Annotated in this window: 25 protein-coding genes; 21 read left to right on the top strand and 4 right to left on the bottom strand. The window is 57.5% G+C overall.

From position 1 onward, the window contains the following. Positions 1-137: 137 nt before the first annotated feature. From rpoH to livJ, 3 genes are all read left to right on the top strand, one after another. Complete coding sequence (rpoH, locus tag AA74_RS0108635) at positions 138-995, top strand: RNA polymerase sigma factor RpoH (RefSeq protein WP_008500093.1); 858 nt, start codon at positions 138-140, stop codon at positions 993-995. 136 nt (positions 996-1131) lie between these two features. Continuing rightward, positions 1132-2397: a 4-aminobutyrate--2-oxoglutarate transaminase gene (locus tag AA74_RS0108630; RefSeq protein WP_025912213.1), complete on the top strand. Its 1266-nt coding sequence runs from the start codon at positions 1132-1134 to the stop codon at positions 2395-2397. 197 nt (positions 2398-2594) lie between these two features. Further along, entirely contained in the window at positions 2595-3695 is a 1101-nt protein-coding gene (livJ, locus tag AA74_RS0108625; protein ID WP_021242735.1) for a branched chain amino acid ABC transporter substrate-binding protein LivJ, read from the top strand. A 177-nt stretch (positions 3696-3872) separates the two neighbouring features. On the opposite strand, the gene panM is transcribed toward livJ, so the two are convergent. Next, entirely contained in the window at positions 3873-4256 is a 384-nt protein-coding gene (panM, locus tag AA74_RS0108620; RefSeq protein WP_008500097.1) for an aspartate 1-decarboxylase autocleavage activator PanM, read from the bottom strand. A gap of 424 nt (positions 4257-4680) precedes the next feature. Here panM and livK point away from each other — a divergent pair, with 424 nt between their 5' ends. The 10 genes from livK to ugpQ all read left to right on the top strand — a co-directional run bounded on the left by livK (position 4681) and on the right by ugpQ (position 14731). Continuing rightward, on the top strand, positions 4681-5790 hold the full coding sequence (livK, locus tag AA74_RS0108615; RefSeq protein WP_008500098.1) for a high-affinity branched-chain amino acid ABC transporter substrate-binding protein LivK: 1110 nt from the start codon (positions 4681-4683) through the stop codon (positions 5788-5790). Positions 5791-5836: 46 nt separating this feature from the next. After that, positions 5837-6763 (top strand): high-affinity branched-chain amino acid ABC transporter permease LivH, encoded by a 927-nt coding sequence (livH, locus tag AA74_RS0108610; protein ID WP_008500099.1) that lies wholly within the window; start codon positions 5837-5839, stop codon positions 6761-6763. Continuing rightward, entirely contained in the window at positions 6760-8037 is a 1278-nt protein-coding gene (gene livM, locus AA74_RS0108605; protein WP_025912212.1) for a branched chain amino acid ABC transporter permease LivM, read from the top strand. Before livH ends, livM begins: the two co-directional genes overlap by 4 nt. Next, positions 8034-8801, top strand: a complete 768-nt coding sequence (gene livG / locus AA74_RS0108600; RefSeq protein WP_008500101.1) for a high-affinity branched-chain amino acid ABC transporter ATP-binding protein LivG — start codon at positions 8034-8036, stop codon at positions 8799-8801. The genes livM and livG overlap by 4 nt, the downstream gene beginning before the upstream one ends. Position 8802: 1 nt before the next feature. Continuing rightward, a complete protein-coding gene (gene livF, locus AA74_RS0108595) occupies positions 8803-9516 on the top strand; it encodes a high-affinity branched-chain amino acid ABC transporter ATP-binding protein LivF (protein WP_008500102.1) in 714 nt (237 codons plus the stop codon). 247 nt (positions 9517-9763) lie between these two features. After that, positions 9764-11080, top strand: a complete 1317-nt coding sequence (ugpB, locus tag AA74_RS0108590) for a sn-glycerol-3-phosphate ABC transporter substrate-binding protein UgpB (RefSeq protein WP_025912211.1) — start codon at positions 9764-9766, stop codon at positions 11078-11080. Positions 11081-11186: 106 nt separating this feature from the next. Next, on the top strand, positions 11187-12074 hold the full coding sequence (gene ugpA / locus AA74_RS0108585; protein ID WP_008503352.1) for a sn-glycerol-3-phosphate ABC transporter permease UgpA: 888 nt from the start codon (positions 11187-11189) through the stop codon (positions 12072-12074). After that, entirely contained in the window at positions 12071-12916 is an 846-nt protein-coding gene (gene ugpE / locus AA74_RS0108580) for a sn-glycerol-3-phosphate ABC transporter permease UgpE (RefSeq protein ID WP_013099125.1), read from the top strand. The genes ugpA and ugpE overlap by 4 nt, the downstream gene beginning before the upstream one ends. Before the next feature lies 1 nt (position 12917). Beyond that, entirely contained in the window at positions 12918-13988 is a 1071-nt protein-coding gene (locus AA74_RS0108575) for a sn-glycerol-3-phosphate import ATP-binding protein UgpC (RefSeq protein WP_008503354.1), read from the top strand. Continuing rightward, the gene (ugpQ, locus tag AA74_RS0108570) at positions 13985-14731 is read left to right on the top strand and encodes a glycerophosphodiester phosphodiesterase (protein WP_021242741.1); all 747 of its coding nucleotides are present in this window, start codon (positions 13985-13987) and stop codon (positions 14729-14731) included. Before AA74_RS0108575 ends, ugpQ begins: the two co-directional genes overlap by 4 nt. Here the strand turns inward: ugpQ and AA74_RS0108565 are convergent. After that, the gene (locus tag AA74_RS0108565) at positions 14715-15092 is read right to left on the bottom strand and encodes a DUF2756 family protein (RefSeq protein ID WP_025912210.1); all 378 of its coding nucleotides are present in this window, start codon (positions 15090-15092) and stop codon (positions 14715-14717) included. The two genes, ugpQ and AA74_RS0108565, sit on opposite strands and share 17 nt — an antisense overlap. Before the next feature lie 123 nt (positions 15093-15215). On the opposite strand from AA74_RS0108565, the gene ggt reads away from it, so the two are divergent. After that, positions 15216-16961, top strand: a complete 1746-nt coding sequence (ggt, locus tag AA74_RS0108560) for a gamma-glutamyltransferase (protein ID WP_021242743.1) — start codon at positions 15216-15218, stop codon at positions 16959-16961. 86 nt (positions 16962-17047) lie between these two features. Here the strand turns inward: ggt and yhhY are convergent, their stop codons facing one another. Next, on the bottom strand, positions 17048-17536 hold the full coding sequence (yhhY, locus tag AA74_RS0108555) for an N-acetyltransferase (RefSeq protein WP_008503358.1): 489 nt from the start codon (positions 17534-17536) through the stop codon (positions 17048-17050). Positions 17537-17792: 256 nt separating this feature from the next. Here yhhY and AA74_RS0108550 point away from each other — a divergent pair, with 256 nt between their 5' ends. The 5 genes from AA74_RS0108550 (at position 17793) to gntU (ending at position 22744) form a co-directional block, all read left to right on the top strand. Further along, positions 17793-18830: an oxidoreductase gene (locus AA74_RS0108550; protein WP_025912208.1), complete on the top strand. Its 1038-nt coding sequence runs from the start codon at positions 17793-17795 to the stop codon at positions 18828-18830. Between the two features lie 123 nt (positions 18831-18953). Continuing rightward, a complete protein-coding gene (locus AA74_RS0108545) occupies positions 18954-19649 on the top strand; it encodes a pirin family protein (protein WP_008503360.1) in 696 nt (231 codons plus the stop codon). A gap of 101 nt (positions 19650-19750) precedes the next feature. Further along, positions 19751-20746 (top strand): gluconate operon transcriptional repressor GntR, encoded by a 996-nt coding sequence (gene gntR / locus AA74_RS0108540; RefSeq protein WP_021242747.1) that lies wholly within the window; start codon positions 19751-19753, stop codon positions 20744-20746. Positions 20747-20872: 126 nt separating this feature from the next. Further along, the gene (gene gntK / locus AA74_RS0108535; RefSeq protein WP_008503362.1) at positions 20873-21400 is read left to right on the top strand and encodes a gluconokinase; all 528 of its coding nucleotides are present in this window, start codon (positions 20873-20875) and stop codon (positions 21398-21400) included. 3 nt (positions 21401-21403) lie between these two features. Beyond that, positions 21404-22744, top strand: coding sequence for a gluconate transporter (gntU, locus tag AA74_RS0108530; protein ID WP_014833577.1), 1341 nt, complete (start codon positions 21404-21406; stop codon positions 22742-22744). A 102-nt stretch (positions 22745-22846) separates the two neighbouring features. Here gntU and plsB read toward each other — a convergent pair whose 3' ends face one another. Then, entirely contained in the window at positions 22847-25267 is a 2421-nt protein-coding gene (plsB, locus tag AA74_RS0108525; RefSeq protein WP_021242749.1) for a glycerol-3-phosphate 1-O-acyltransferase PlsB, read from the bottom strand. A 154-nt stretch (positions 25268-25421) separates the two neighbouring features. On the opposite strand from plsB, the gene AA74_RS0108520 reads away from it, so the two are divergent. Next, positions 25422-25790, top strand: coding sequence for a diacylglycerol kinase (locus tag AA74_RS0108520; RefSeq protein WP_021242750.1), 369 nt, complete (start codon positions 25422-25424; stop codon positions 25788-25790). Positions 25791-25898: 108 nt separating this feature from the next. Further along, positions 25899-26507, top strand: coding sequence for a transcriptional repressor LexA (gene lexA / locus AA74_RS0108515; RefSeq protein ID WP_008503366.1), 609 nt, complete (start codon positions 25899-25901; stop codon positions 26505-26507). The last annotated feature ends 43 nt before the right edge of the window (positions 26508-26550 follow it).

Here is a 26550-nt window from a genome sequence, read left to right as displayed (position 1 = left end):
CACCGTTGCACCTGGAACTTGTGGATAAAATCACTGTCTGATAAAAGAGTGAATGCTAATCTCGTTGCTCAAACGCTTTGGCATGGTTGTTGCCTGACGGGGACAGCCTGGACCAGAAGAAACACTGAGAGGAATGAATGACCAAAGAAATGCAAACTTTAGCTTTAGCCCCTGTTGGTAACCTGGAATCCTATATCCGGGCTGCGAACACCTGGCCGATGTTAACGGCCGAGGAAGAAAAGGAGCTTGCTGAAAAGCTGCATTACCAGGGCGATCTGGAAGCAGCGAAAAAGCTGATCCTGTCTCACCTGCGCTTTGTTGTTCACATTGCTCGTAATTATGCGGGCTATGGCCTGCCGCAGGCGGACTTGATTCAGGAAGGTAACATCGGCCTGATGAAGGCTGTGCGTCGCTTTAACCCGGAAGTGGGTGTGCGACTGGTCTCCTTCGCCGTCCACTGGATCAAAGCAGAAATTCATGAATACGTGCTGCGCAACTGGCGTATCGTGAAAGTCGCCACGACAAAAGCGCAACGCAAACTGTTCTTCAACCTGCGTAAAACCAAGCAGCGTCTGGGCTGGTTCAATCAGGACGAAGTGGAAATGGTGGCGCGCGAGCTGGGTGTTTCCAGCAAAGACGTGCGTGAGATGGAATCCCGTATGGCCGCGCAGGACATGACCTTTGATATGTCCTCCGACGACGACGCATCTGACAGCCAGCCGATGGCACCGGTTCTGTATCTGCAGGATAAAACCTCTAACTTTGCCGACGGCATCGAAGAGGACAACTGGGAAGATCAGGCCGCGAACAAGCTGAGCTATGCGATGGAAGGCCTCGACGAACGTAGCCAGGATATTATCCGCGCCCGCTGGCTGGATGAAGACAACAAGTCCACGCTGCAGGAGCTGGCCGACCGCTACGGCGTCTCTGCGGAACGTGTCCGTCAGCTTGAAAAGAACGCCATGAAGAAACTTCGCGCCGCTATCGAAGCGTAATTAACGCGAAGTACACCGAGAACCCCTGGATGAGAGTCTGGGGGTTTTGTTTTTTTAGCGCCCGCTCTGGCGAATTCCCTCCCCCTGGCAAACACTTACTGATGCGCTAAGCAGGCGACTTTCTCAGGGGGACAGGGTGAAAAACAACGAACTGAACGACCGGCGGTTACAGGCGACGCCGCGCGGCATCGGCGTGATGTGTAACTTCTATGCCGATAAAGCCGAAAACGCCACGGTGTGGGACGTGGAAGGCAATGAGTACATCGACTTCGCCGCCGGGATCGCGGTGCTGAATACCGGTCATCGCCATCCTAAAGTCATTTCCGCCATCGAAAAACAACTCCACGCGTTTACCCACACGGCCTACCAGATTGTGCCGTACGAAGGCTACGTGGCGCTTGCCGAGCGCATCAACCAGCGCGTGCCGATTGACGGCCCGGCCAAAACCGCGTTCTTCTCGACGGGGGCTGAGGCGGTCGAAAACGCGGTGAAAATTGCACGCGCCTTTACCAGACGCCCCGGCCTTATCACCTTCGGTGGCGCGTTCCACGGCCGCACCTTTATGACCATGGCGCTGACCGGCAAAGTTGCGCCGTACAAGCTCGGCTTTGGACCTTTCCCCGGCTCGGTGTATCACGCCCAGTATCCGAATGAACTGCACGGCGTCAGCACGGCGGAAGCGTTGAAAACCCTGGAACGTATCTTTAAAGCGGATATTGCTCCTGACCAGGTCGCGGCGATAATTCTCGAACCGGTTCAGGGAGAGGGCGGTTTCAACATCGCCCCGGCTGATTTTATGCAGGCGCTGCGCGCCCTGTGCGATACCCACGGCATTTTGCTGATTGCCGACGAGGTGCAAAGCGGCTTCGCCCGCACCGGCAAGCTGTTCTCGATGGAACATCACTGCGTGAAGCCCGATCTGATCACTATGGCGAAAAGCCTGGCGGGCGGGATGCCGCTCTCGGCGGTGTCGGGCCGTGCTGAAGTGATGGATGCGCCCGCGCCGGGTGGGCTGGGCGGTACCTACGCGGGTAACCCGCTGGCGATTGCGGCGGCGCATGCCGTACTGGACGTGATTGATGAGGAAGATCTCTGCACGCGCTCGGCGCATCTTGGCCATCACCTGGTGGAGGTGTTGAACAAGGCGAAGGAACACTGCCCGTATATCGCGGATATTCGCGCGCAGGGCTCGATGGTGGCGGTGGAGTTTAACGATCCGCAAACGGGTCAGCCTGCGCCGGAATTTACCCGCCAGGTGCAGGAGCGTGCATTGCAGGAAGGTCTGCTGCTTCTGAGCTGCGGCGTCTACGGCAACGTCATTCGTTTCCTCTATCCGCTGACGATTCCCGAAGTGCAGTTCCGTAAAGCGCTGGACATTATCTCCGCGTCGCTGACACGTTAAAGCCACATGCCCGGCGAAAACCTCTGCCGGGCCTATCATATATTCATTTCAAATTTGCTATTCCAAAATCATAAAAATGGGGTATGTTTTAGCAGAGTATGCTGAAAAAGCGCGAACAGCACACCTATAACTGAAATAAAGCGCTGCACAACAACATCACAACAATCGTAATAACCATAATAATGGGGAATCTCAGGATGAACATGAAGGGTAAAGCGTTACTGGCAGGATGTATCGCGTTGGCATTCAGCACCATGGCGCAGGCAGACATCAAAGTGGCTGTGGTTGGTGCCATGTCCGGTCCGGTAGCGCAGTACGGCGACCAGGAGTTTACTGGCGCAGAACAGGCGGTTGCAGACATTAACGCTAAGGGCGGTATCAAGGGCGAAAAACTGCAGATCGTAAAATATGATGATGCCTGTGACCCGAAACAGGCGGTCGCGGTCGCGAACAAAGTGGTGAACGACGGGATCAAATACGTTATCGGTCACCTGTGCTCTTCCTCTACCCAGCCGGCGTCTGACATCTACGAAGACGAAGGTATTCTGATGATCACCCCGGCGGCGACCGCACCAGAGCTGACCGCACGCGGTTACAAGCTGACCCTGCGCACCACCGGTCTGGACTCTGACCAGGGCCCAACCGCGGCGAAATACATCGTTGAAAAAGTGAAGCCGAAACGCATTGCCATTGTTCATGACAAGCAGCAGTACGGTGAAGGTCTGGCGCGTTCAGTGCAGGACAACCTTAAGAAAGCCAATGCCGACGTGGTGTTCTTCGACGGGATCACCGCCGGTGAGAAAGACTTTTCCACGCTGGTTGCGCGTCTGAAGAAAGAGAATATCGACTTTGTTTACTACGGCGGCTACCACCCGGAAATGGGCCAGATCCTGCGCCAGGCGCGCGCGGCCGGTCTGAAAACCCAGTTCATGGGCCCGGAAGGGGTGGCGAACGTTTCTCTGTCTAACATCGCGGGTGAATCCGCCGAAGGCCTGCTGGTGACCAAACCGAAGAACTACGACCAGGTCCCTGCGAACAAACCTATCGTAGATGCCATCAAGGCGAAGAAACAGGATCCAAGCGGCGCGTTCGTCTGGACCACCTACGCGGCGCTGCAGTCGCTGCAGGCGGGCCTGAACCAGTCAGCCGATCCGGCTGAGATTGCCACCTGGCTGAAAGCGAACACCGTCGAAACCGTTATGGGGCCTCTCTCCTGGGACACGAAGGGCGACCTGAAGGGCTTCGAGTTCGGCGTGTTTGACTGGCATGCGAACGGCACGGCGACAGACGCCAAATAATTTTCCCGTCGCCTTTCGCGCCGCAGGTGCGTTGGCTGCGTTATTCAACCCCGGCCACTTACTTATGTAAGCTCCCGGGGATTTCATAACTTGCCGCCTTCCTGCAACACGAAATGCTTGGGAAAATGCGGTAGAAATTGTAGGCCGGGCAAGGCGCAGCCGCCACCCGGCTTTCTTTTAGCGCTTCTCCCACCCGCTCTCCTGCGCCGTAAACCCTAACGCCTGCATAAACGCCGCCATCACGCCGCGGTCTTCCACGCCCACGTCGGCCATCCACCATGAGGTCACGCCCGGGTTTTCGCGGAGCACTTCTTCAATTAAATACTGCCCCACGCCGCGACGGCGGGTCACGTCACGCACGCGCAGCGAGTCCAGCGCCCCTTCCGTGCCGCTCAGCGTTACGCGAACGGCGGCCAGAAGACGCTCGTTAAAGCGCGCGGCATAGATACGGTGATTTTCGTCGACGGCCAGCGACGAAGGGGAATATTCCGGCCAGATCTTGCCCAGGTCGATATGATCCTGGTCGCTAAAGGTCACCAGACGCACGATAGTCAGTTTCATTAGCTGCTTGTCCAAATCAAATTGAGTAGAGGCAGTGTACTCAATTTATTCGCTCAGCGGCTTCCTCTTTTTATCGCCGTTTGCCAGGTGATTAGTTTTTTGGCAGCGCGTTGGGCAGTTTGAAAACACATGGATCGAAAAATAAGCAGGATTTTAACCTGAATGGCAGTGATTTATTCGGCGCTTTGTACCGTTATTTTATGCTGCAAACTGCACTTTTATTTGTTTATCTCTGCCTGATTTCAGAATATTATCTTTGCTTAATCGCCTGAAAAATAGAGATTTTAGTCTGGTTTTTGACAAAAACCTGCGCTAAACCATTAAAGGCACTGGTAAAAATAGCGTTGTTCATTAAAAGTACAGAATGCTTTTTAACCATAATAAAACAAAATATAAACACGACATCACGAATGGGGATTCAGAGATGAAAAGGAACGCGAAGACGTTAATCGCGGGGATGGTCGCACTGTCGATCTCGCATGCCGCCATGGCGGAAGACATAAAAGTTGCGGTAGTGGGTGCGATGTCCGGCCCTGTTGCCCAGTGGGGTGACATGGAGTTCAACGGTGCGCGCCAGGCCATCAAAGACATCAACGCTAAGGGCGGCATCAAAGGCGACAAGCTGGTGGGCGTGGAATATGACGACGCCTGCGATCCGAAACAGGCCGTCGCGGTCGCCAACAAAATCGTCAACGATGGCATCCAGTATGTGATCGGCCACCTGTGCTCATCGTCCACCCAGCCCGCGTCTGACATCTACGAAGACGAAGGCATTCTGATGATCACCCCTGGCGCCACTAACCCTGAGCTGACCCAGCGCGGCTACCAGCACATCATGCGCACCGCCGGTCTGGACTCCTCTCAGGGGCCTACCGCCGCCAAATACATCCTTGAAACCGTCAAGCCGCAGCGTATCGCCATTATTCATGACAAGCAGCAGTACGGCGAAGGCCTGGCGCGCTCCGTTCAGGACGGCCTGAAAAAAGGCGGCGCGAACATCGTCTTCTTCGACGGCATTACCGCCGGTGAGAAAGACTTCTCCGCGCTGATCGCCCGTCTGCAAAAAGAGAATATCGACTTTGTTTACTACGGCGGCTACTACCCGGAGATGGGGCAGATGCTGCGTCAGGCGCGCGCCACCGGTCTGAAAACTCAGTTTATGGGGCCAGAGGGCGTGGGCAATGCCTCCCTGTCCAACATCGCCGGGGATTCAGCCGAAGGCATGCTGGTGACGATGCCAAAACGCTATGACCAGGATCCGGCCAACAAGGCTATCGTGGATGCGCTCAAGGCGCAGAAGAAAGATCCGAGTGGTCCGTACGTCTGGATCACCTATGCCGCCGTACAGTCTCTGGCCACCGCGCTGGATCGTACCGGCAGCAAAGAACCGCTGGATCTGGTGAAAGATTTAAAAGCACACGGGGCGAACACCGTGATTGGGCCGCTGAACTGGGATGAGAAAGGCGATCTGAAGGGATTTGAGTTTGGTGTCTTTAAGTGGCACGCCGACGGTTCGTCTTCGGCCGCCAAATAATTATCCCACCGCCCGGCATGACGGGCGGGTATAAAAAGGTTTGCATATGTCCGAGCAGTTTCTCTATTTCCTGCAGCAGATGTTTAACGGCGTCACGCTGGGAAGCACCTACGCGCTGATCGCCATCGGCTATACGATGGTTTACGGCATTATCGGCATGATCAACTTCGCCCACGGCGAGGTCTACATGATCGGTAGCTATGTCTCCTTTATGATTATCGCCGCCCTGATGATGATGGGCATCGACAGCAGCTGGCTGTTGGTCGCCGCCGGGTTTGTCGGCGCGATTGTGATTGCCAGCGCCTACGGCTGGAGCATCGAGCGCGTGGCCTACCGGCCGGTGCGCAGCTCCAAGCGTCTGATTGCGCTGATTTCCGCCATCGGGATGTCGATCTTCCTGCAAAACTACGTCAGCCTGACCGAAGGCTCGCGCGACGTGGCGCTGCCAAGCCTGTTTAACGGCCAGTGGATTGTGGGAGCCAGCGAAAACTTCGCAGCCTCTATCACCACCATGCAGCTGGTTATCTGGGTCGTGACCTTTATTGCGATGCTGGCCCTGACGCTGTTCATCCGCTACTCGCGGATGGGGCGCGCCTGCCGCGCGTGCGCAGAAGACCTGAAGATGGCGAGCCTGCTCGGCATCAACACCGACCGCGTGATTGCCCTGACCTTCGTGATTGGCGCCGCGATGGCTGCCGTCGCAGGCGTGCTGCTCGGCCAGTTCTACGGCGTGATCAACCCGTACATCGGCTTTATGGCCGGGATGAAAGCTTTTACCGCGGCGGTGCTGGGCGGTATCGGCAGTATTCCGGGCGCGATGATTGGCGGCCTGATCCTGGGCGTGGCGGAAGCGCTCTCTTCGGCGTACCTGAGCACGGAATATAAAGACGTGGTGTCGTTTGCCCTGCTGATTCTGGTTCTGCTGGTCATGCCTACCGGTATTCTGGGCCGTCCGGAGGTAGAGAAAGTATGAAACCGATGCATTTTGCAATGGCGCTGCTCTCTGCCGCCATGTTCTTCGTGCTGGCGGGCGTCTTTATGGGCGTCCAGCTTGAGCTGAATGGCACCAAACTGGTGGTGGATACCGCCCCCGACATCCGCTGGCAGTGGGTGTTTATCGGTACCGCCGTCGTGTTCCTGTTCCAGCTGCTGCGTCCGCTGTTCCAGAAGTCGCTGAAAAACATCTCCGGGCCGAAATTCGTCCTGCCGGCCATCGACGGGTCTACCGTTAAGCAGAAGCTGTTCCTCGTGGCGCTGCTGGTGGCTGCCGTGGCGTGGCCGTTCGTGGTGTCTCGTGGAACCGTGGATATCGCTACCCTGACCATGATCTACGTGATCCTCGGTCTCGGTCTGAACGTGGTGGTGGGGCTCTCAGGCCTGCTGGTGCTGGGCTACGGCGGCTTCTACGCCATCGGCGCCTACACCTTCGCGCTGCTGAACCACTATTACGGGCTCGGCTTCTGGACCTGCCTGCCGCTGGCGGGGCTGGTCTCTGCCGCCGCAGGCTTCCTGCTCGGTTTCCCGGTACTGCGACTGCGCGGTGACTACCTGGCGATTGTGACCTTAGGCTTCGGTGAAATCGTCCGTATCCTGCTGCTGAACAACACCGAAGTGACCGGCGGCCCGAACGGCATCAGCCAGATCCCGAAACCGACCTTCTTCGGCCTGGAGTTCAGCCGCACCGCCCGCGAAGGCGGCTGGGACACCTTCAGTAACTTCTTCGGCGTGAAGTATGACCCGTCCGACCGCGTCATCTGGCTCTATCTGGTGGCGCTGCTGCTGGTGGTCATCACCCTGTTCGTGATTAACCGCCTGCTGCGCATGCCGCTGGGCCGCGCGTGGGAAGCGCTGCGCGAAGATGAGATCGCCTGCCGCTCCCTGGGCCTGAACCCGACCCGCATCAAGCTGACCGCGTTTACCATCAGCGCCGCGTTTGCCGGTTTCGCCGGGACGCTGTTTGCCGCGCGTCAGGGCTTCGTCAGCCCGGAATCGTTCACCTTTGCCGAATCCGCCTTTGTGCTGGCGATTGTGGTGCTGGGCGGGATGGGCTCGCAGTTCGCCGTTATCCTGGCGGCCATCCTGCTGGTGGTCTCGCGCGAGCTGATGCGCGACTTTAACGAATACAGCATGTTAATGCTGGGTGGTTTGATGGTGCTGATGATGATCTGGCGTCCGCAGGGCTTGCTGCCGATGACCCGTCCACAGCTGAAGCTGAAGAACGGGCAAGCGAAAGGAGAGCAGGCATGAGTCAGCCATTATTATCCGTTAACGGTCTGATGATGCGTTTTGGCGGCCTGCTGGCGGTCAACAACGTGAATCTGGATCTGCACAAGAAAGAGATTGTCTCCCTGATTGGCCCGAACGGTGCGGGGAAAACCACGGTCTTTAACTGCCTGACCGGCTTCTACAAGCCGACGGGCGGCACCATCATGCTGCGCGATCAGCATCTTGAAGGGCTGCCGGGCCAGCAGATTGCCCGCATGGGCGTGGTGCGTACCTTCCAGCACGTGCGTCTGTTCCGCGAGATGACGGTGATTGAGAACCTGCTGGTGGCACAGCATCAGCAGCTGAAAACCGGGCTGTTCTCCGGCCTGCTGAAAACCCCGGCCTTCCGCCGCGCGCAGGATGAAGCGCTTGACCGCGCCGCCACCTGGCTTGACCGAATTGGCCTGCTGCAGCACGCCAACCGTCAGGCGAGCAACCTGGCCTACGGCGACCAGCGTCGCCTGGAGATTGTGCGCTGCATGGTGACCCAGCCGGAGATCCTGATGCTCGACGAACCGGCGGCAGGGCTCAACCCGAAAGAGACCAAAGAGCTGGACGAGCTGATTGCCGAGCTGCGCGATCACCACGACACCACCATTCTGCTGATTGAGCATGACATGAAGCTGGTGATGGGCATTTCCGACCGTATCTACGTGGTCAACCAGGGCACGCCGCTGGCAAACGGCACGCCGGAAGAGATCCGCAACAACCCGGACGTGATCCGCGCATACCTGGGTGAGGCATAAGATGGAAAAAGCGATGTTAACGTTCGACAAGGTCAATGCGCACTACGGCAAGATCCAGGCGCTGCACGACGTCAGCCTGCATATCAACCAGGGTGAAATCGTCACCCTGATTGGCGCCAACGGCGCGGGTAAGACCACGCTGCTCGGCACCCTGTGCGGTGACCCGCGCGCCACCAGCGGGCGGATTGTGTTTGACGGCAAAGACATTACCGACTGGCAGACCGCCAGAATCATGCGCGAGGCGGTGGCGATTGTTCCGGAAGGGCGTCGCGTGTTCTCGCGTATGACGGTGGAAGAGAACCTGGCGATGGGCGGCTTCTTCGCCCATCGCGATGAATACCAGACCCGCATCAAGTGGGTGTACGAACTCTTCCCGCGCCTGTGGGAGCGTCGCATCCAGCGTGCGGGCACCATGTCCGGCGGTGAACAGCAGATGCTGGCGATCGGCCGCGCGCTGATGAGCCAGCCGCGCCTGCTGCTGCTGGATGAGCCGTCGCTCGGCCTGGCGCCGATCATCATCCAGCAGATCTTCGACACCATTGAGCAGCTGCGTAAAGAGGGGATGACCATCTTCCTCGTTGAGCAGAACGCCAACCAGGCGCTGAAGCTGGCTGACCGTGGCTACGTGCTGGAGAACGGCCGCGTGGTGCTTGAGGATACCGGAGACGCACTGCTGGCGAACGAAGCGGTGCGGAGCGCTTACCTGGGCGGCTGAGCCGTCTGTATCGCCCGGTGGCGCTGCGCTTACCGGGCCTACAGGGATCGACCAGGCCGGGTAAGGCGTAGCCGCCACCCGGCTTTTTTAACCACTACACCCCTTCACACAACCATCATCCCCCTGACCCTTTGCTGTCACTTATCTGTAAACAAACAGTTATTTTTCTGTCATTCGAGCATGTCATGTTACCTCGCGAGCATAAAACGCGTGATATCGCGCATCCGGCACAATAAGAGAGATGACAATGACATCGTTACGACACACAGCTTTGGGTCTGGCACTGGGTCTGGCTTTTGCGACGAACGCAATGGCTGTGACGACCATTCCGTTCTGGCATTCCATGGAAGGGGAGTTGGGTAAAGAAGTTGACTCCCTGGCGCAGCGTTTCAACGACACCCATCCGGATTACAAAATTGTGCCGGTGTACAAAGGCAACTACGAGCAGAGCCTGAGCGCGGGCATCGCCGCCTTCCGTACCGGCAACGCGCCTGCACTGTTACAGGTTTATGAAGTGGGCACCGCCACCATGATGGCCTCCAAAGCCATCAAGCCGGTCTATGAAGTGTTCAAAGAAGCGGGTATTAACTTCGATGAATCCCAGTTCGTGCCAACCGTAGCGGGTTACTACACCGATTCCAAAACCGGACATCTGCTGTCTCAGCCGTTTAACAGCTCCACGCCGGTGCTGTACTACAACAAAGACGCCTTCAAGAAAGCCGGTTTAGACCCGGAGCAGCCGCCAAAAAACTGGCAGGACCTGGCCGAATACACCGCGAAGCTGAAAGCGGCGGGAATGAAGTGCGGCTACGCCAGCGGCTGGCAGGGCTGGATCCAGATCGAAAACTTCAGCGCCTGGCACGGCCTGCCGGTGGCGACCAAAAACAACGGCTTCGACGGCACCGACGCGGTACTGGAGTTCAACAAGCCGGAGCAGGTGAAGCACATCGCGCTGCTGGAAGCACTGAACAAGAAGGGCGACTTCAGCTACTTCGGGCGTAAAGACGAATCCACCGAGAAGTTCTACAACGGCGACTGCGCCATTACCACCGCCTCGTCCGGCTCGCTGGCGGATATTCGTCACTACGCCAAATTCAACTACGGCGTGGGCATGATGCCGTACGACGCTGACGTGAAGGGCGCGCCGCAGAACGCCATCATCGGCGGGGCGAGCCTGTGGGTGATGCAGGGTAAAGACAAGGGCACCTATAAAGGCGTAGCCGAGTTCCTCGACTTCCTGGCCAAGCCTGAAAACGCGGCCGAATGGCACCAGAAGACCGGCTACCTGCCGATCACCAAAGCCGCGTATGACCTGACCCGCGAGCAGGGCTTCTACAGCAAGAACCCGGGCGCGGATATCGCGACGCGTCAGATGCTGAACAAGCCGCCGTTGCCGTTCACCAAAGGCCTGCGTCTGGGCAACATGCCGCAGATCCGCACCATCGTGGATGAAGAGCTGGAAAGCGTCTGGACCGGGAAGAAAACGCCACAGCAGGCGCTGGATTCCGCGGTAGAGCGCGGGAATCAGCTGCTGCGCCGCTTTGAGCAGTCGACGAAATCGTAATCCGTGATTCGCCCGGTGACGCGTAGCGATCCGGGCCTACGATGTGCCCCATGTAGGCCGGGTAAGGCGTAGCCGCCACCCGGCATTGCTCAGGAACCCAATCTCAATGTCATCATCCCGTCCGGTGTTCCGTTCCCGCTGGCTGCCGTACCTGCTGGTCGCGCCTCAGCTGGTCATCACCGTTATCTTCTTTATCTGGCCTGCGGGCGAAGCGCTGTGGTACTCGGTACAAAGCGTCGATCCGTTTGGGCTCTCCAGCCAGTTTGTCGGGCTGGACAACTTTACCGCGCTGTTCCATGACAGCTACTACCTGGACGCCTTCTGGACGACGATCAGGTTCAGCGCGCTGGTGACCGTCAGCGGCCTTGTTGCCTCGCTGTTTTTCGCCGCGCTGGTGGACTATGTGGTGCGCGGCAGCCGCCTGTATCAGACCCTGATGCTGCTGCCGTACGCCGTGGCACCCGCCGTCGCCGCCGTGCTATGGATTTTCCTGTTTAACCCCGGCCGCGGGTTGATTACCCATTTCCTGGCAGAGTTCGGCTACGACTGGAACCACGCCCAGAACAGCGGCCAGGCCATGTTCCTGGTGGTGTTCGCCTCGGTGTGGAAGCAGATCAGCTACAACTTCCTGTTCTTCTTTGCCGCGCTGCAGTCCATCCCGCGTTCGCTGGTGGAGGCCGCCGCCATTGACGGCGCAGGGCCGATTCGTCGCTTCTTCAGGCTGTCGCTGCCGCTGATTGCCCCGGTGAGCTTCTTCCTGCTGGTGGTTAACCTCGTCTACGCCTTCTTCGACACCTTCCCGGTGATCGATGCGGCGACCGCAGGCGGTCCGGTGCAGGCGACCACCACGCTGATTTATAAAATCTACCGCGAAGGCTTCGCCGGGCTGGATCTCTCGGCCTCCGCCGCGCAGTCGGTGGTGCTGATGTTCCTCGTCATCATCCTCACGGTGGTGCAGTTCCGCTATGTTGAAAGTAAGGTGCGCTACCAATGATTGAGAACCGTCGCGGGCTGACGATTTTCAGCCACACCATGCTGATTCTGGGGATCATCGTCATCCTGTTCCCGCTGTACGTGGCCTTTGTCGCCGCCACGCTGGACACCAAAGCGGTGTTCGATACGCCGATGACGCTGATCCCAGGCACGCATCTGTTCGAGAACATGAAGACCATCTGGACCCAGGGCGTGGGCGCCAACAGCGCGCCGTTCTGGCTGATGATGCTCAACAGCTTCATCATGGCGTTCGGCATTACGGTCGGCAAAATTACGGTGTCGATGCTCTCGGCCTTCGCCATCGTCTGGTTCCGCTTTCCGCTGCGCAACCTCTTCTTCTGGATGATCTTCATTACCCTGATGCTGCCGGTGGAGGTGCGTATCTTCCCGACGGTGGAAGTGATCGCCAACCTGAAGATGCTCGACAGCTACGCGGGCCTAACCCTGCCGCTGATGGCCTCGGCGACCGCCACCTTCCTGTTCCGCCAGTTCTTTATGACCCTGCCGGACGAGCTGATTGAAGCCGCGCGCATCGACGGCGCCTCGCCGATGCGCTTCTTCCGTGACATCGTGCTGCCGCTGTCGAAAACCAACCTTGCGGCGCTGTTTGTGATCACCTTTATCTACGGCTGGAACCAGTACCTGTGGCCGCTGCTGATTATTCAGGACGTCAATCTCGGCACCGCCGTGGCGGGCATCAAAGGCATGATTGCCACCGGCGAAGGCACCACCCTCTGGAACCAGGTGATGGCGGCGATGCTGCTCACCCTCATCCCACCCGTAGTCATTGTTTTAGCCATGCAGCGCGCGTTTGTCCGCGGCCTGGTCGATAGCGAGAAATAAGATGGCAGGTTTAAAACTTCAGGCAGTAACCAAAAGCTGGGACGGCAAAACCCAGGTGATTCAGCCGCTCACGCTCGACGTGGCGGACGGGGAGTTTATCGTGATGGTCGGCCCGTCCGGCTGCGGCAAATCTACGCTGCTGCGCATGGTGGCGGGGCTGGAGCGCGTGACGTCCGGGGATATCTGGATTGACCGCCAGCGCGTCACCGAGATGGAGCCGAAAGACAGGGGCATCGCGATGGTGTTCCAGAACTACGCCCTCTACCCGCACATGAGCGTGGAGGAGAACATGGCCTGGGGGCTGAAAATCCGCGGCATGGGCAAAGGCCATATCGAGGAGCGCGTGAAAGAAGCGGCGCGCATTCTGGAGCTGGACGGCCTGCTCAAGCGCCGCCCGCGCGAACTCTCCGGCGGCCAACGCCAGCGCGTGGCGATGGGGCGCGCCATCGTGCGCGATCCGGCGGTATTCCTGTTCGATGAGCCGCTCTCTAACCTCGACGCCAAGCTGCGCGTGCAGATGCGTCTTGAGCTGCAGCAGCTGCACCGTCGTCTGAAAACCACGTCACTGTACGTTACCCACGATCAGGTTGAGGCCATGACCCTCGCCCAGCGCGTGATGGTGATGAACAAAGGCGTTGCCGAGCAGATTGGTACCCCCGTGGAAGTCTATGAGAAACCGGCCACCCGCTTTGTGGCGAGCTTTATCGGCAGCCCGGCGATGAACCTGCTGGAAGGGCGCATCAGCAGCACGGGCACGCACTTTGAGCTGGAAAGCGGGATGGCATTGCCGATCAACTGGTACTATCGTGGCTACGCCGGGCGTAAGATGACGCTCGGTATCCGCCCGGAACATATCGGTTTAACCTCTCAGGCGGAAGGCGGCGTGCCGCTGGTGATGGACACGCTGGAGATGTTAGGTGCAGATAACCTGGCGCACGGGCGCTGGGGCGAGCAAAAGATGGTGGTGCGTCTGGCGCATCAGGAGCGCCCGAAAGCAGGCAGCACGCTGTGGCTGCACCTGCCGGAAAATCATCTGCACCTTTTTGACGGTGAAACAGGACAACGAGTATGAGCAACTGGCCTTATCCCCACGTCGTCGCCCACCGCGGCGGCGGTAAACTGGCGCCGGAGAACACCCTGGCGGCGATTGATGTTGGCGCGCGTTACGGCCACACCATGATCGAGTTCGACGCCAAGCTGTCGAAAGACGGCGAGATTTTCCTGCTGCATGACGATAACCTCGAACGCACCAGCAACGGCTGGGGCGTGGCGGGCGAGCTGCCGTGGCGCGATCTGCTGAAAGTCGACGCCGGAAGCTGGTACAGCGGCGAATTCAAAGGCGAACCGCTGCCGCTGCTGGCGGAAGTGGCCGACCGCTGTCGCCAGCACGGCATGATGGCCAATATCGAAATCAAACCGACCACCGGCACCGGGCCGCTGACCGGCAAAGTCATTGCCCTGGCCGCGCGCGAGCTGTGGGAAGGGATGACCGCGCCGCTGCTGTCATCATTTGAAATCGATGCGCTGGAGGCGGCGCAGGCGGCCGTGCCGGAATTGCCGCGCGGGCTATTGCTGGACGAGTGGCGCGAGGACTGGCGCGAGCTGACGACGCGCTTAGCGTGTGTCTCTATTCATCTTAATCACAAGCTGCTGGATGAGGCGCGGGTGAAGATGCTAAAAGACGCGGGACTGCATATTCTGGTTTACACCGTCAATAAACCCCAGCGTGCAGCCGAACTGCTGCGCTGGGGCGTGGACAGCATCTGTACCGATGCGATTGACCTGATCGGCCCGGACTTTAGTTCTGCGGATTAAGCATACTGCCATTCGACTGCGGCGGCAGCATATGCTGCTGTCCGCTGGCTGACGAGGTCATTCCACCTAACATTCCGCCATTTTTGTTCGGCAGCGGCTGCTCGCGAACCTGCCCCTGCTGCACGCGCTGGGTGTTGGCGTTCATCTGATTTTGCAGGCTTTGCTGCTGCATCTGAGTCTGCGTTCTCAGCTGCTGATTCAGCATCCCTTTTTGCTGCTGTTGCTGGCTCATCATCTCGGTCTGCATACGCTGCTGGCTCGGGATGACATAACCCTGCTGGTTAGGGTTGTTCATCGTATTGAGTGGCTGTGCGAGCGCGGCAAAGGGGATCAGCGCCGTAAGAATCAATAAGCGTTTCATTGTCATTTCCTCCTTTTGAGGTCTCTCTTAAGTTTACCCTGATTTCACCATGACGATGATTTTTTAGGAGTTGTGAACCAGGCTTAAGCGGGGAATATGGATCCCTTCACCTGGAGAACAATAATGATGAAACCAACGTTTTTGCGCTGGGTCGCCCTCGCCGCGCTGATGGCAGGCGGTACATTTAGCGTGGCGGCCAACCCGCCCGCGGCGCCTCCGGTCTCTTACGGCGTGGAGGAAGATGTCTTTCATCCCGTGCGGGCAACCCACGGCATGGTGGCGTCGGTGGATGCGCTGGCGACCCGCGTGGGCGTCGATATTCTCAGGCAGGGCGGTAACGCGGTGGATGCGGCGGTCGCCGTCGGCTATGCGCTGGCGGTGACGCACCCGCAGGCGGGGAACCTGGGCGGCGGCGGCTTTATGATGCTGCGCACCAAAGACGGGAAAACCACCGCCATCGACTTCCGTGAAATGGCGCCTTCTCAGGCGTCACGGGACATGTTCCTCGATGACCAGGGCAACCCGGACAGTAAAAAATCCCTGACCTCGCATCTGGCCTCCGGCACGCCGGGCACCGTTGCGGGCTTCTCGCTGGCGCTGGAAAAATACGGCACGATGCCGCTGAACAAGGTGGTGCAGCCTGCTATCAAGCTGGCGCGGGAGGGCTTTGTGGTGAATGACGCCCTGGCAGACGACCTCAAAACCTACGGCAGCGAAGTCATCCCGAATCACGAAAACAGCAAGGCGATCTTCTGGAAAGACGGTGAACCGCTGAAGAAGGGCGATAAGCTGGTGCAGAAGAACCTTGCCAAAAGCCTTGAGCTTATTGCGGAGCACGGTCCGGACGCCTTCTACAAAGGGGCGATTGCCGACCAGATTGCGGAAGAGATGCAGAAGAACGGCGGGCTCATCACCAAAGCGGATCTGGCGGACTACAAGGCGGTGGAGCGCGAGCCGATTAGCGGCACCTACCGCGGGTACGAGGTCTTCTCCATGCCGCCGCCGTCTTCCGGGGGCATTCACATCGTGCAGATCCTCAACATTCTTGAAAACTTCGATATGCACAAGTTCGGCTTCGGCAGCGCGGATGCCATGCAGATAATGGCGGAGGCGGAAAAACGCGCCTACGCTGACCGCTCGGAATATCTCGGCGATCCGGACTTCGTGAAGGTACCGTGGCAGGCGCTGACCAACAAGGCGTACGCCAAATCAATTGCCGATCAGATCGACATCAACAAGGCCAAGCCGTCGAGCGAGATCCGTCCCGGCAAGCTGGCGCCGTATGAAAGCAACCAGACCACCCACTTCTCGGTGGTGGATAAAGACGGTAACGCGGTGGCGGTGACCTATACGCTCAACACCACCTTCGGCACCGGGATTGTGGCGGGCAACAGCGGCATTCTGCTGAACAACGAGATGGATGACTTCTCCGCCAAGCCGGGCGTGCCGAACGTCTACGGGCTGGTCGGCGGCGATGCGAACGCGGTAGGGCCGAAGAAACGTCCGCTGTCGTCCATGTCGCCCACCATCGTGGTAAAAGAGGGCAAAACCTGGCTGGTAACCGGTAGCCCGGGCGGCAGCCGGATTATCACCACCGTATTGCAGATGGTGGTGAACAGCATCGACTTTGGGATGAACGTCGCCGAAGCGACTAACGCCCCGCGTTTCCACCACCAGTGGCTGCCGGACGAGCTGCGCGTCGAGAAGGGCTTTAGCCCGGACACCATTAAACTGCTTGAGCAGCGTGGGCAGAAGGTGGCGGTGAAAGAGGCGATGGGCAGCACCCAGAGCATTATGGTGGGGCCGGACGGAGCGCTGTTTGGCGCATCAGACCCGCGTTCGGTGGATGATTTGACGGCGGGGTATTGATGTATTGCCCGGTGGCGCTGCGCTTACCGGGCCTACAACTGCACGAACGTAGGCCGGGTAAGGCGAAGCCGCCACCCGGCAAATCATTACTTCATTCTCGCCATATAATACGCGTCCACATATTCGCCGTTGCGCAGGGCAAATTTCTTGCCGGTTCCTTCGATTTCAAAACCAAAATTTTTATAGAGGGCAACTGCCGAGGGGTTATCGGCAAAGACCGTCAGTTCGATACGTTCAATACGCAACCAGTTGTCACACAGGTTGATCATCTCGCTCATGAGCCTGCGGCCTACGCCGCGTCCCTGCATATCCGCAGCCACGCTGATGCCGAATGTGGCAACATGGCTGCGACGCGGGTTTTCCATTACGTCCAGTGCCATATGTCCAATAACGCGCTGGTCCAGACAGGCAACGAGATGGCGCCGGCCTGGTTTTGTCGCAACGCGTTCGTGCCACATTTCCATAGAAGGATGAGGGAGCTGTAGCGTGTCGTGATACACATCAGGATGCGACATGATGTCACGTAAAGCTTCTGCATCGCTGGGTTCGATGTGGCGTATCACTATCTCACTCATTCCTTGTTCCTCAGTCAGTTAAAAGGCCCTTCCAACATCAATGACTTTAAAATTTGAGTCAACCGCTATTTTTTGCAAAAAGTATTGGACAAGTGCGAATGAGAATGATTATTATTGCTCTGCATTCAGGAAGACCGCTACGGGAACCTGAAAGCACGACATTGCTCACATTGCTTCCAGTATTACTTTAGCCAGCTTTTAGCTGGCTTTTTTTTTGTTATGGTTAGACTCAGTAACCTTCCAAAAGGACTGAGCCATGACACTACACTGTGCATTTATTGGATTTGGTAAAAGCACCACCCGCTATCACCTGCCGTATGTCCTCAACCGTAAAGATAGCTGGCATGTGGCCCATATCTACCGCCGCCGCGCGAAGCCGGAGGAGCAGTCTCCGCAGTACTCCCACATCCATTTCACCAGCGATCTCGATGAGGTGCTTAACGATCCGCAGGTCACGCTGGTGGTTGTCTGCACCCACGCCGACAGCCATTTTGACTATGCGAAACGCGCGCTCAATGCGGGTAAAAACGTGCTGGTAGAAAAGCCGTTCACCCCGACCATCGCCGAAGCGAAAGCGCTGTTCGCGCTGGCGAAAAGTAAAGGCCTGACCGTCACGCCGTACCAGAACCGTCGCTTTGACAGCTGCTTCCTGACGGCAAAAAAAGCGATTGAAAGCGGCAAGCTCGGCGACATTGTGGAGATAGAAAGCCACTTCGATTACTACCGTCCGGTGGCGGAAACCCAACCCGGACTGCCGCAGGATGGTTCATTCTATGGTCTGGGGGTGCATACCATGGACCAGATCATCTCCCTGTTTGGCCGCCCGGACCACGTGGCGTATGACATTCGCAGCCTGCGCAATAAAGCCAACCCGGACGATACCTTCGAAGCCCAGCTTTTCTACGGCGACCTGAAGGCCATCGTCAAAACCAGCCACCTGGTGAAGATCGACTACCCGAAATTTATCGTTCACGGCACTAAAGGTTCGTTTATCAAATACGGTATCGACCAGCAGGAGACCAGCCTGAAGGCCAATATCATGCCCGGTGAACCAGGCTTTGCGGCGGACGATTCCGTGGGCGTGCTGGAGTATGTGAACGATGAGGGCGTGACGGTCAAAGAAACGCTGAAGCCGGAAACCGGCGACTATGGCCGCGTCTATGATGCGCTGTTTGAGACCCTCACAAACGGCACGGCGAATTACGTCAAGGAATCTGACGTTCTGACCAACCTCGAAATCCTTGAGCGGGCCTTCGAACAGGCTTCTCCTGCCACGGTAACCCTCGCAAAATAAGCAAAAACGGCTCCTCTGCACTTGTTCACAATTTTTGAACAGAGGAGTCAATTTTCACCCCCTATGATCCCAGGCCGTTTGCGTCCACACTTACTCCATCGAAACGAACTGAGGGTGAAAACAATGATCTACTTACGCAAAGCAAACGAACGTGGTCACGCGAATCATGGCTGGCTGGACTCATGGCATTCATTCTCGTTTGCCGACTACTACGACCCGAACTTCATGGGCTTCTCCGCACTGCGGGTGATTAACGACGACGTGATTGATGCAGGCCAGGGCTTTGGTACCCACCCGCACAAAGACATGGAAATCCTGACCTATGTGCTGGAAGGCGCGGTTGAACACCAGGACAGCATGGGCAACAAAGAGCAGGTTCCGGCGGGCGAGTTCCAGATTATGAGCGCGGGTACCGGGGTGCGTCACTCTGAGTACAACCCAAGCAAAACGGAAAAACTGCACCTGTATCAAATCTGGATCATTCCAGAAGAGACCGGCATCACGCCGCGCTACGAGCAGCGCCGCTTCGACGCCAAACAGGGTAAACAGCTGGTGCTCTCCCCGGATGCGCGTGAAGGTTCCCTGAAAGTGCATCAGGATATGGAGCTGTACCGCTGGGCGCTGGCGAAAGATGAACAGTCCGTGCATCAGATTGCCGCTAACCGCCGCGTCTGGATCCAGGTGGTGAAAGGGGAGGTGTCCATCAACGGCACCAAAGCGACAACCGCCGATGGTCTGGCCATCTGGGATGAGCAGGCGATCTCCGTGCATGCCGACAGCGAAAGCGAAATTCTGCTGTTTGACCTGCCGCCGGTGTAATAAAACATAAATAAATCCCCATCCTTCCCTTTGACAGGGGAAGGATGGGCTTTGTCCGTGGTAAACTGAGCAAATCTCTCACTTCAAGATTTCTCAGGACGATGAAAAAGAAACGCCCCGTACTTCAGGATGTCGCCGATCGCGTCGGTGTGACCAAAATGACGGTCAGCCGTTTTTTACGTAACCCGGAACAGGTTTCCGTGGCGTTACGTGGCAAGATTGCCGCTGCCCTTGATGAACTGGGTTATATCCCCAACCGCGCGCCCGATATTCTCTCGAATGCGACCAGCCGCGCGGTGGGCGTTCTGCTTCCTTCTTTGACCAACCAGGTTTTCGCCGAAGTATTACGTGGAATTGAAAGCGTCACCGATGCGTTTGGCTACCAGACCATGCTCGCCCACTACGGGTACAAGCCGGAACTCGAAGAGGAACGTCTTGAATCGATGCTTTCCTGGAACATTGACGGCCTGATTTTAACCGAACGAACCCACACTGCCCGCACGCTCAAAATGATTGAAGTGGCCGGTATTCCGGTCGTGGAGCTGATGGACAGCCAGTCGCCGTGCCTCGACATCGCCGTCGGCTTTGATAACTTCGAAGCGGCGCGCCAGATGACGGCGGCCATTATCGCCCGCGGGCATCGTCATATCGCCTATCTGGGTGCGCGTCTTGATGAACGTACTATCATCAAACAGAAGGGATACGAGCAGGCGATGCTCGACGCGAACTTAACCCCTTACAGCGTGATGGTGGAGCAGTCCTCTTCCTATACGTCGGGTATTGAGCTGATGCGTCAGGCGCGACGCGAGTATCCGCAACTGGACGGTATTTTCTGTACCAACGATGACCTTGCGGTCGGCGCAGCGTTTGAGTGCCAGCGTCTGGGGCTGAAGATCCCTGATGATATGGCGATCGCCGGTTTCCACGGCCATGACATCGGTCAGGTGATGGAGCCGCGTCTGGCGAGCGTCCTGACGCCGCGTGAACGTATGGGCCGCATTGGCGCAGAACGCCTGCTGGCGCGCATTCGTGGCGAGACGGTTACGCCGAAAATGTTAGATTTAGGTTTCACCTTGTCACCGGGTGGATCTATTTGAACTGACAAATTTGAAGTAGCTCACACTTATTCACTTCGCGCACGTTTGGATATTGCTTCTCTTTTGCCCCGGCAGGACAATGTTACCGATAACTGTTACCCGTAACAATTGACTGAGGGACACCCTTTGAGCACGACTAATCACGATCACCACGTCTACGTCCTGATGGGCGTTTCCGGTAGCGGGAAATCAGCCGTGGCCAGCGAAGTGGCGCATCAACTCCAGGCTGCGTTTCTTGATGGCGACTTCCTCCATCCGCGCAGCAACATCATGAAAATGGCCTCCGGCGAGCCGCTGAACGACGACGACCGCAAACCGTGGTTGCAGGCGCTGAACGACGCCGCGTTCGCGATGCAGCGCACCAATAAAGTCTCCCTGATCGTCTGCTCCGCGCTGAAAAAAACCTACCGCGATCTGCTGCGTGACGGCAATCCGAACCTCTCTTTCATCTACCTGAAAGGGGATTTCGAGGTGATTGAAAGCCGCCTGAAGGCGCGCAAAGGTCACTTCTTCAAAACCCAGATGCTGGTAACGCAGTTCGAAGCGCTGCAGGAGCCGGGTGAAGACGAGAAAGACGTCTTAGTGGTTGATATCGATCAGTCACTGGAGGGTGTTGTTGCCAGCACCATCGAGGTCATTAATAAAAGGCAGTAAGTTTTGAGTACATTAACGCTAGTTTTGACAGCAGTAGGTTCGGTATTGCTGCTGCTGTTTTTAGTGATGAAGGCGCGCATGCACGCCTTTGTTGCTTTGATGGTGGTTTCTATTGGTGCTGGTCTCTTTTCCGGTATGCCGCTCGACAAGATCGCCGCGACAATGGAAAAAGGGATGGGCGGTACGCTGGGCTTCCTGGCGATTGTGGTCGCGCTGGGCGCGATGTTTGGCAAGATTTTGCACGAGACGGGCGCGGTCGACCAGATTGCCGTCAAGATGCTGAAATCCTTTGGCCACAGCCGCGCGCACTACGCGATTGGTCTGGCCGGTCTGATTTGCGCGCTGCCGCTGTTCTTCGAAGTGGCCGTTGTGCTGCTGATAAGCGTCGCATTCTCCATGGCGCGCCATACCGGTACTAACCTCGTGAAGCTGGTCATTCCGCTGTTTGCGGGCGTGGCGGCAGCCGCAGCGTTTCTGCTGCCGGGGCCTGCCCCGATGCTGCTGGCCTCCCAGATGCACGCCGACTTTGGCTGGATGATCCTGATTGGCCTGTGCGCGGCAATCCCGGGGATGATTATCGCCGGTCCGCTGTGGGGCAACTTCATCAGCCGTTACGTTGAGCTGCACATTCCGGACGACATTACCGAGCCGCACTTGGGCGAGGGCAAAATGCCATCCTTCGGCTTCAGCCTGTCGCTGATCCTGCTGCCGCTGGTGCTGGTGGGCCTGAAAACCATCGCCGCGCGCTTTGTGCCGGTCGGTTCTACCGCCTACGAATGGTTTGAGTTCATTGGTCATCCGTTCACGGCGATCCTGGTGGCGTGCCTGGTGGCGATTTACGGCCTGGCGATGCGTCAGGGGATGCCAAAAGACCGGGTGATGGAGATCTGCGGTGCGGCGCTGCAGCCTGCGGGGATTATCCTGCTGGTGATCGGTGCAGGCGGCGTGTTCAAGCAGGTGCTGGTGGATTCCGGCGTGGGCCCGGCTCTGGGCGAAGCGCTGACCGGGATGGGCTTGCCGATTGCGGTCACCTGCTTTGTGCTGGCTGCGGCGGTGCGTATCATCCAGGGTTCCGCCACCGTGGCGTGTTTAACCGCCGTGGGTCTGGTGATGCCGGTGATTGAACAGCTGAACTACTCCGGTGCCCAGATGGCCGCGCTTTCTATTTGTATCGCGGGTGGTTCGATTGTGGTCTCTCACGTTAACGACGCCGGCTTCTGGCTGTTCGGTAAGTTTACCGGCGCCACCGAAGCGCAAACCCTGAAAACCTGGACGCTGATGGAAACTATCCTCGGCACGACGGGTGCAATTGTCGGGATGATTGCCTTTACGCTGCTCAGCTAAATGCAATGATTTAACAAGGCAAAAAAAGGCCCGGTAGCGTCAGCGCTTACCGGGCCTTTTTATTATCCAGGGCGTCAGGCCGGGCCATAACCCGGCATTGTGTTACTCGCCCTGCGTGGCGCTCTCAATCGTTAAGCGCACGTCCGAGGTAATCAGTTCTGCCAGCATCTGGTACACCTTCAACGTCTCTTCCGGCTCGGCATCACCCGTATCGCTGATGAAGCCTTCATCGCGCAGCGTCAGCACCAGAGAACTGAAGACCGCTTTGTCGAAGAATTCAGGGGCGTTAATACCGTGCAGAACGGACAGGCGCTGGGCCAGCGTCCGGCTCTCTTTCTCCAGCGTACCGCGGTTGATGGACGGGTTCGCGCTCAGCAGCCAGAACGTGATGGCGTAGCGCTGCAGCGTTTCGCGCGCACCGGCCGCCAGCAGCTGCAGGGTGCGGGAGCGTGACGGATTGATGTGCAGCTCGTCGTTGTTCAGGGTAATCAGCCCCTGGCGACGCATCTCTTCCGTCATCTTATCCAGTTCTGTCGCCAGCTCATCCTTACTCCAGCGCAGGAACAGCTCCGCTTTCAGCATTGGATAGATGGTCTCAAGATGGCGCAATAGCTCCTGACGGGAGATATGACGATGCTGGGTAATAATGGCGGCCATGAGCGACGGCAGCATCAGCATATGCGTGATGTTGTTGCGGTAGTAGGTCATCAGAACGGCCTGCTCGCGCGGCAGAATGATGATGTCGCCGATCGTGTCCTTCTCCACTTCAAACTTGTTCATCTGCAACGCGTGATCGATAAGTTCACTGGCGGTTGCAGAAGGCACGGTCGAGTCAACCGAATACGGCACGTTACGCATCATGTCCAGATAGCAATCCAGCTGCTCCGTAAGCTGTTCACGGGTCAGGGAACGCTGACGTGAAGCCAGAAGTGCCGTACAGCAGAGGTTCATGGCGTTAGCCGCACCGGCGTTGTTAATGCGCACCATCAGCTCGGACGCGATGCCGTTAACCGTTGGCGTCAGCCAGGCAGGACGCACCGCTTCGATAGGATCGATGGACTCGCGCCATTCCGGCACATGATGGTTCAGGTAGGTCATCAGCGGCATCGGCTCGCCGAAGTTCACGTAGCCCTGACCGAGATTGCGCAGCTTGCTCAAGCCGCGCAGCATCTGCGGCAGGCTCTCTTTCTCTTTGGTCGCACCGCGCAGCTCTTTCGCGTACGTGCCCACTTCCATCACGTGCTCGTAGCCGATGTAGATAGGCACCAGCGTGATCGGACGGGTGCCTCCGCGCAGCATGGCCTGGATGGTCATCGACAGCGTGCCGGTCTTCGGATCGAGCAGACGACCGGTACGGGAACGGCCGCCCTCCACGAAGTATTCCACGGAATAGCCGCGGCTGAACAGCTCGCCAAGATACTCGCGGAACACGGTGGAGTAGAGCTTGTTGCCCTTGAAGGTACGACGAATAAAGAACGCGCCCAGGCGACGGAAAATCGGGCCCGCGGGCCAGAAGTTCAGGTTGATACCGGCTGCGATGTGCGGTGGCACCAGCCCCTGGTGATAGAGCACGTAGGAAAGGAGCAGGTAGTCCATGTGGCTGCGGTGGCAGGGGACATAGACAATCTCATGGCCATCGTGCGCCAGCTGACGTACACGCTCAGCGTTATGCACGTTGATGCCCTGATACAGGCGGTTCCAGGTAAAGCCGAGAATACGATCGGACAGGCGAATCATCTCATAAGAGAAGTTCGCTGCGATCTCTTCCATCAGCGCAATGGCGTTCTGCTGAGCTTTCTCATGCGAAATTTTCTTGCTGCGCGCTTCGTCTTCAACGGCGCGGGCGATCGCTTTTGAAGCCAACAGCTTGTTGAACAGATCCTGACGCGCCGGAAGGCGTGGCCCTACGGCCGCCAGGCGCTGACGGGCGAAGTGCATACGCGCCACGCGCGCCAGTTTTTGCGCGATGATCTTGTCGGTGCCGTGCTCGTCCGCCATGCGACGCAGCGAAACGGACGGGGAGAAACGCACGAAGCTGTCGCGTCCCAGCCAGGAGACCGCGAAGAACTTCTGGATGCCGTTAAGCATGCGCAGCGGCGGATTCTCTTCGCCTTTTTCACGACCCGGACGACGACCAAACATCACCGATACCGGCACCATCTGCACATCCAGATCGGGATTGCTGCGGTGCAGATCGAGATAGTCATGGAACAGCTTGATGGACTCTTCTTTCGGCGTGTAATAGGTAAACACGCGCGGCCCGCCGTGGATGAAGACGTAGCGCGGCAGCAGCGTACCGTCAACTTCCAGCGGTTCAAGCGGGTCAGGTAAGTCATGCGCCAGACACTGGGCGCGAAGCGTCAGTAAGTCTGCCTTCGAGTTATAAGGCAAAACGTACATAATAGGGCGCGACGTATCGAGCCCCAGTTCCAGCGCGGGTTCTGCTGGGATAGACTTGCTTTTTACCAGGATGCTTAATGGTAAATTAAGTAATTTGTAGTAAATTCGTGGCCAGCCGGACATAAACGATGTAAAGCCTCTGGTTAATAATGCAATTGCGGCGCAAGGATAACAGAAAGCGCGCAAAATTTCTGTTGTTACCCGTCATACTTCAGGCTGTAGCGAAACGCGCTCCGCCTCATGTTAATGACGCTCTTTTTTAAAAAAGGTTCTTTTAATGGCCAATAATACCACTGGGTTAACGCGTATCATCAAAGCCGCCGGCTATTCATGGAAAGGTTTCCGTGCCGCATGGGTCAACGAAGCCGCTTTTCGCCAGGAGGGCGTCGCCGCAATCATCGCGGTGATCGTCGCCTGTTTCCTTGATGTTGATGCGATTACCCGCGTACTGCTTATCGGTTCCGTACTTCTGGTGATGATAGTGGAAATTCTTAATAGCGCTATTGAGGCCGTTGTTGATCGCATTGGTTCCGATTTCCATGAGCTTTCTGGCCGTGCAAAAGACATGGGCTCTGCTGCCGTGTTGCTGGCGATTATCACTGCCGTTATCACCTGGGTCACCCTGCTTTGGTCACATTTCCGATGAGCCTCGAGGAATAATTAAGTCCCTGGTTTTTTGTGCAGTTTTTGGTTCCAAAATCGCCTTTGACTGTATATACTCACAGCATAACTGTATATACACCCAGGGGGCGGAATGAAAGCGTTAACGACCAGGCAGCAAGAGGTGTTTGATCTCATTCGGGATCATATCGGCCAGACGGGTATGCCACCCACGCGTGCGGAAATCGCGCAGCGTCTGGGCTTCCGTTCTCCGAATGCTGCCGAGGAACACCTGAAAGCGCTGGCGCGTAAGGGTGTGATTGAGATTGTGTCAGGCGCGTCGCGTGGTATCCGCCTGCTGGTGGAAGAAGAGACGGGCATTCCGCTGATAGGCCGCGTTGCTGCAGGTGAGCCGCTGCTGGCACAACAGCATATTGAAGGTCACTACCAGGTCGATCCCGGCATGTTCAAACCGAGCGCTGATTTCCTGCTGCGCGTCAGTGGCATGTCGATGAAAGACATCGGCATTCTTGATGGCGATCTGCTTGCGGTGCATAAAACCCAGGACGTGCGAAACGGCCAGGTCGTGGTCGCACGCATTGATGACGAAGTGACCGTTAAGCGTCTGAAAAAGCAGGGTAACACTGTTCAGTTGCTGCCCGAAAACAGCGAGTTCACCCCGATTGTGGTCGACCTCCGCGAACAGAGCTTCTCTATTGAAGGTCTGGCGGTAGGCGTGATTCGCAATGGTGAATGGCTGTAATCTCTTCCTGACAGGCTATGGCACCGCTGTAGCCTGATTCATT

This window comes from Enterobacter sp. 5-4 (genome assembly GCF_000612205.1).
GTDB lineage: Bacteria > Pseudomonadota > Gammaproteobacteria > Enterobacterales > Enterobacteriaceae > Enterobacter > Enterobacter roggenkampii.
Note: the sequence above shows the minus strand (reverse complement) of the source record. Positions and strands in the feature narration are given on the sequence as shown.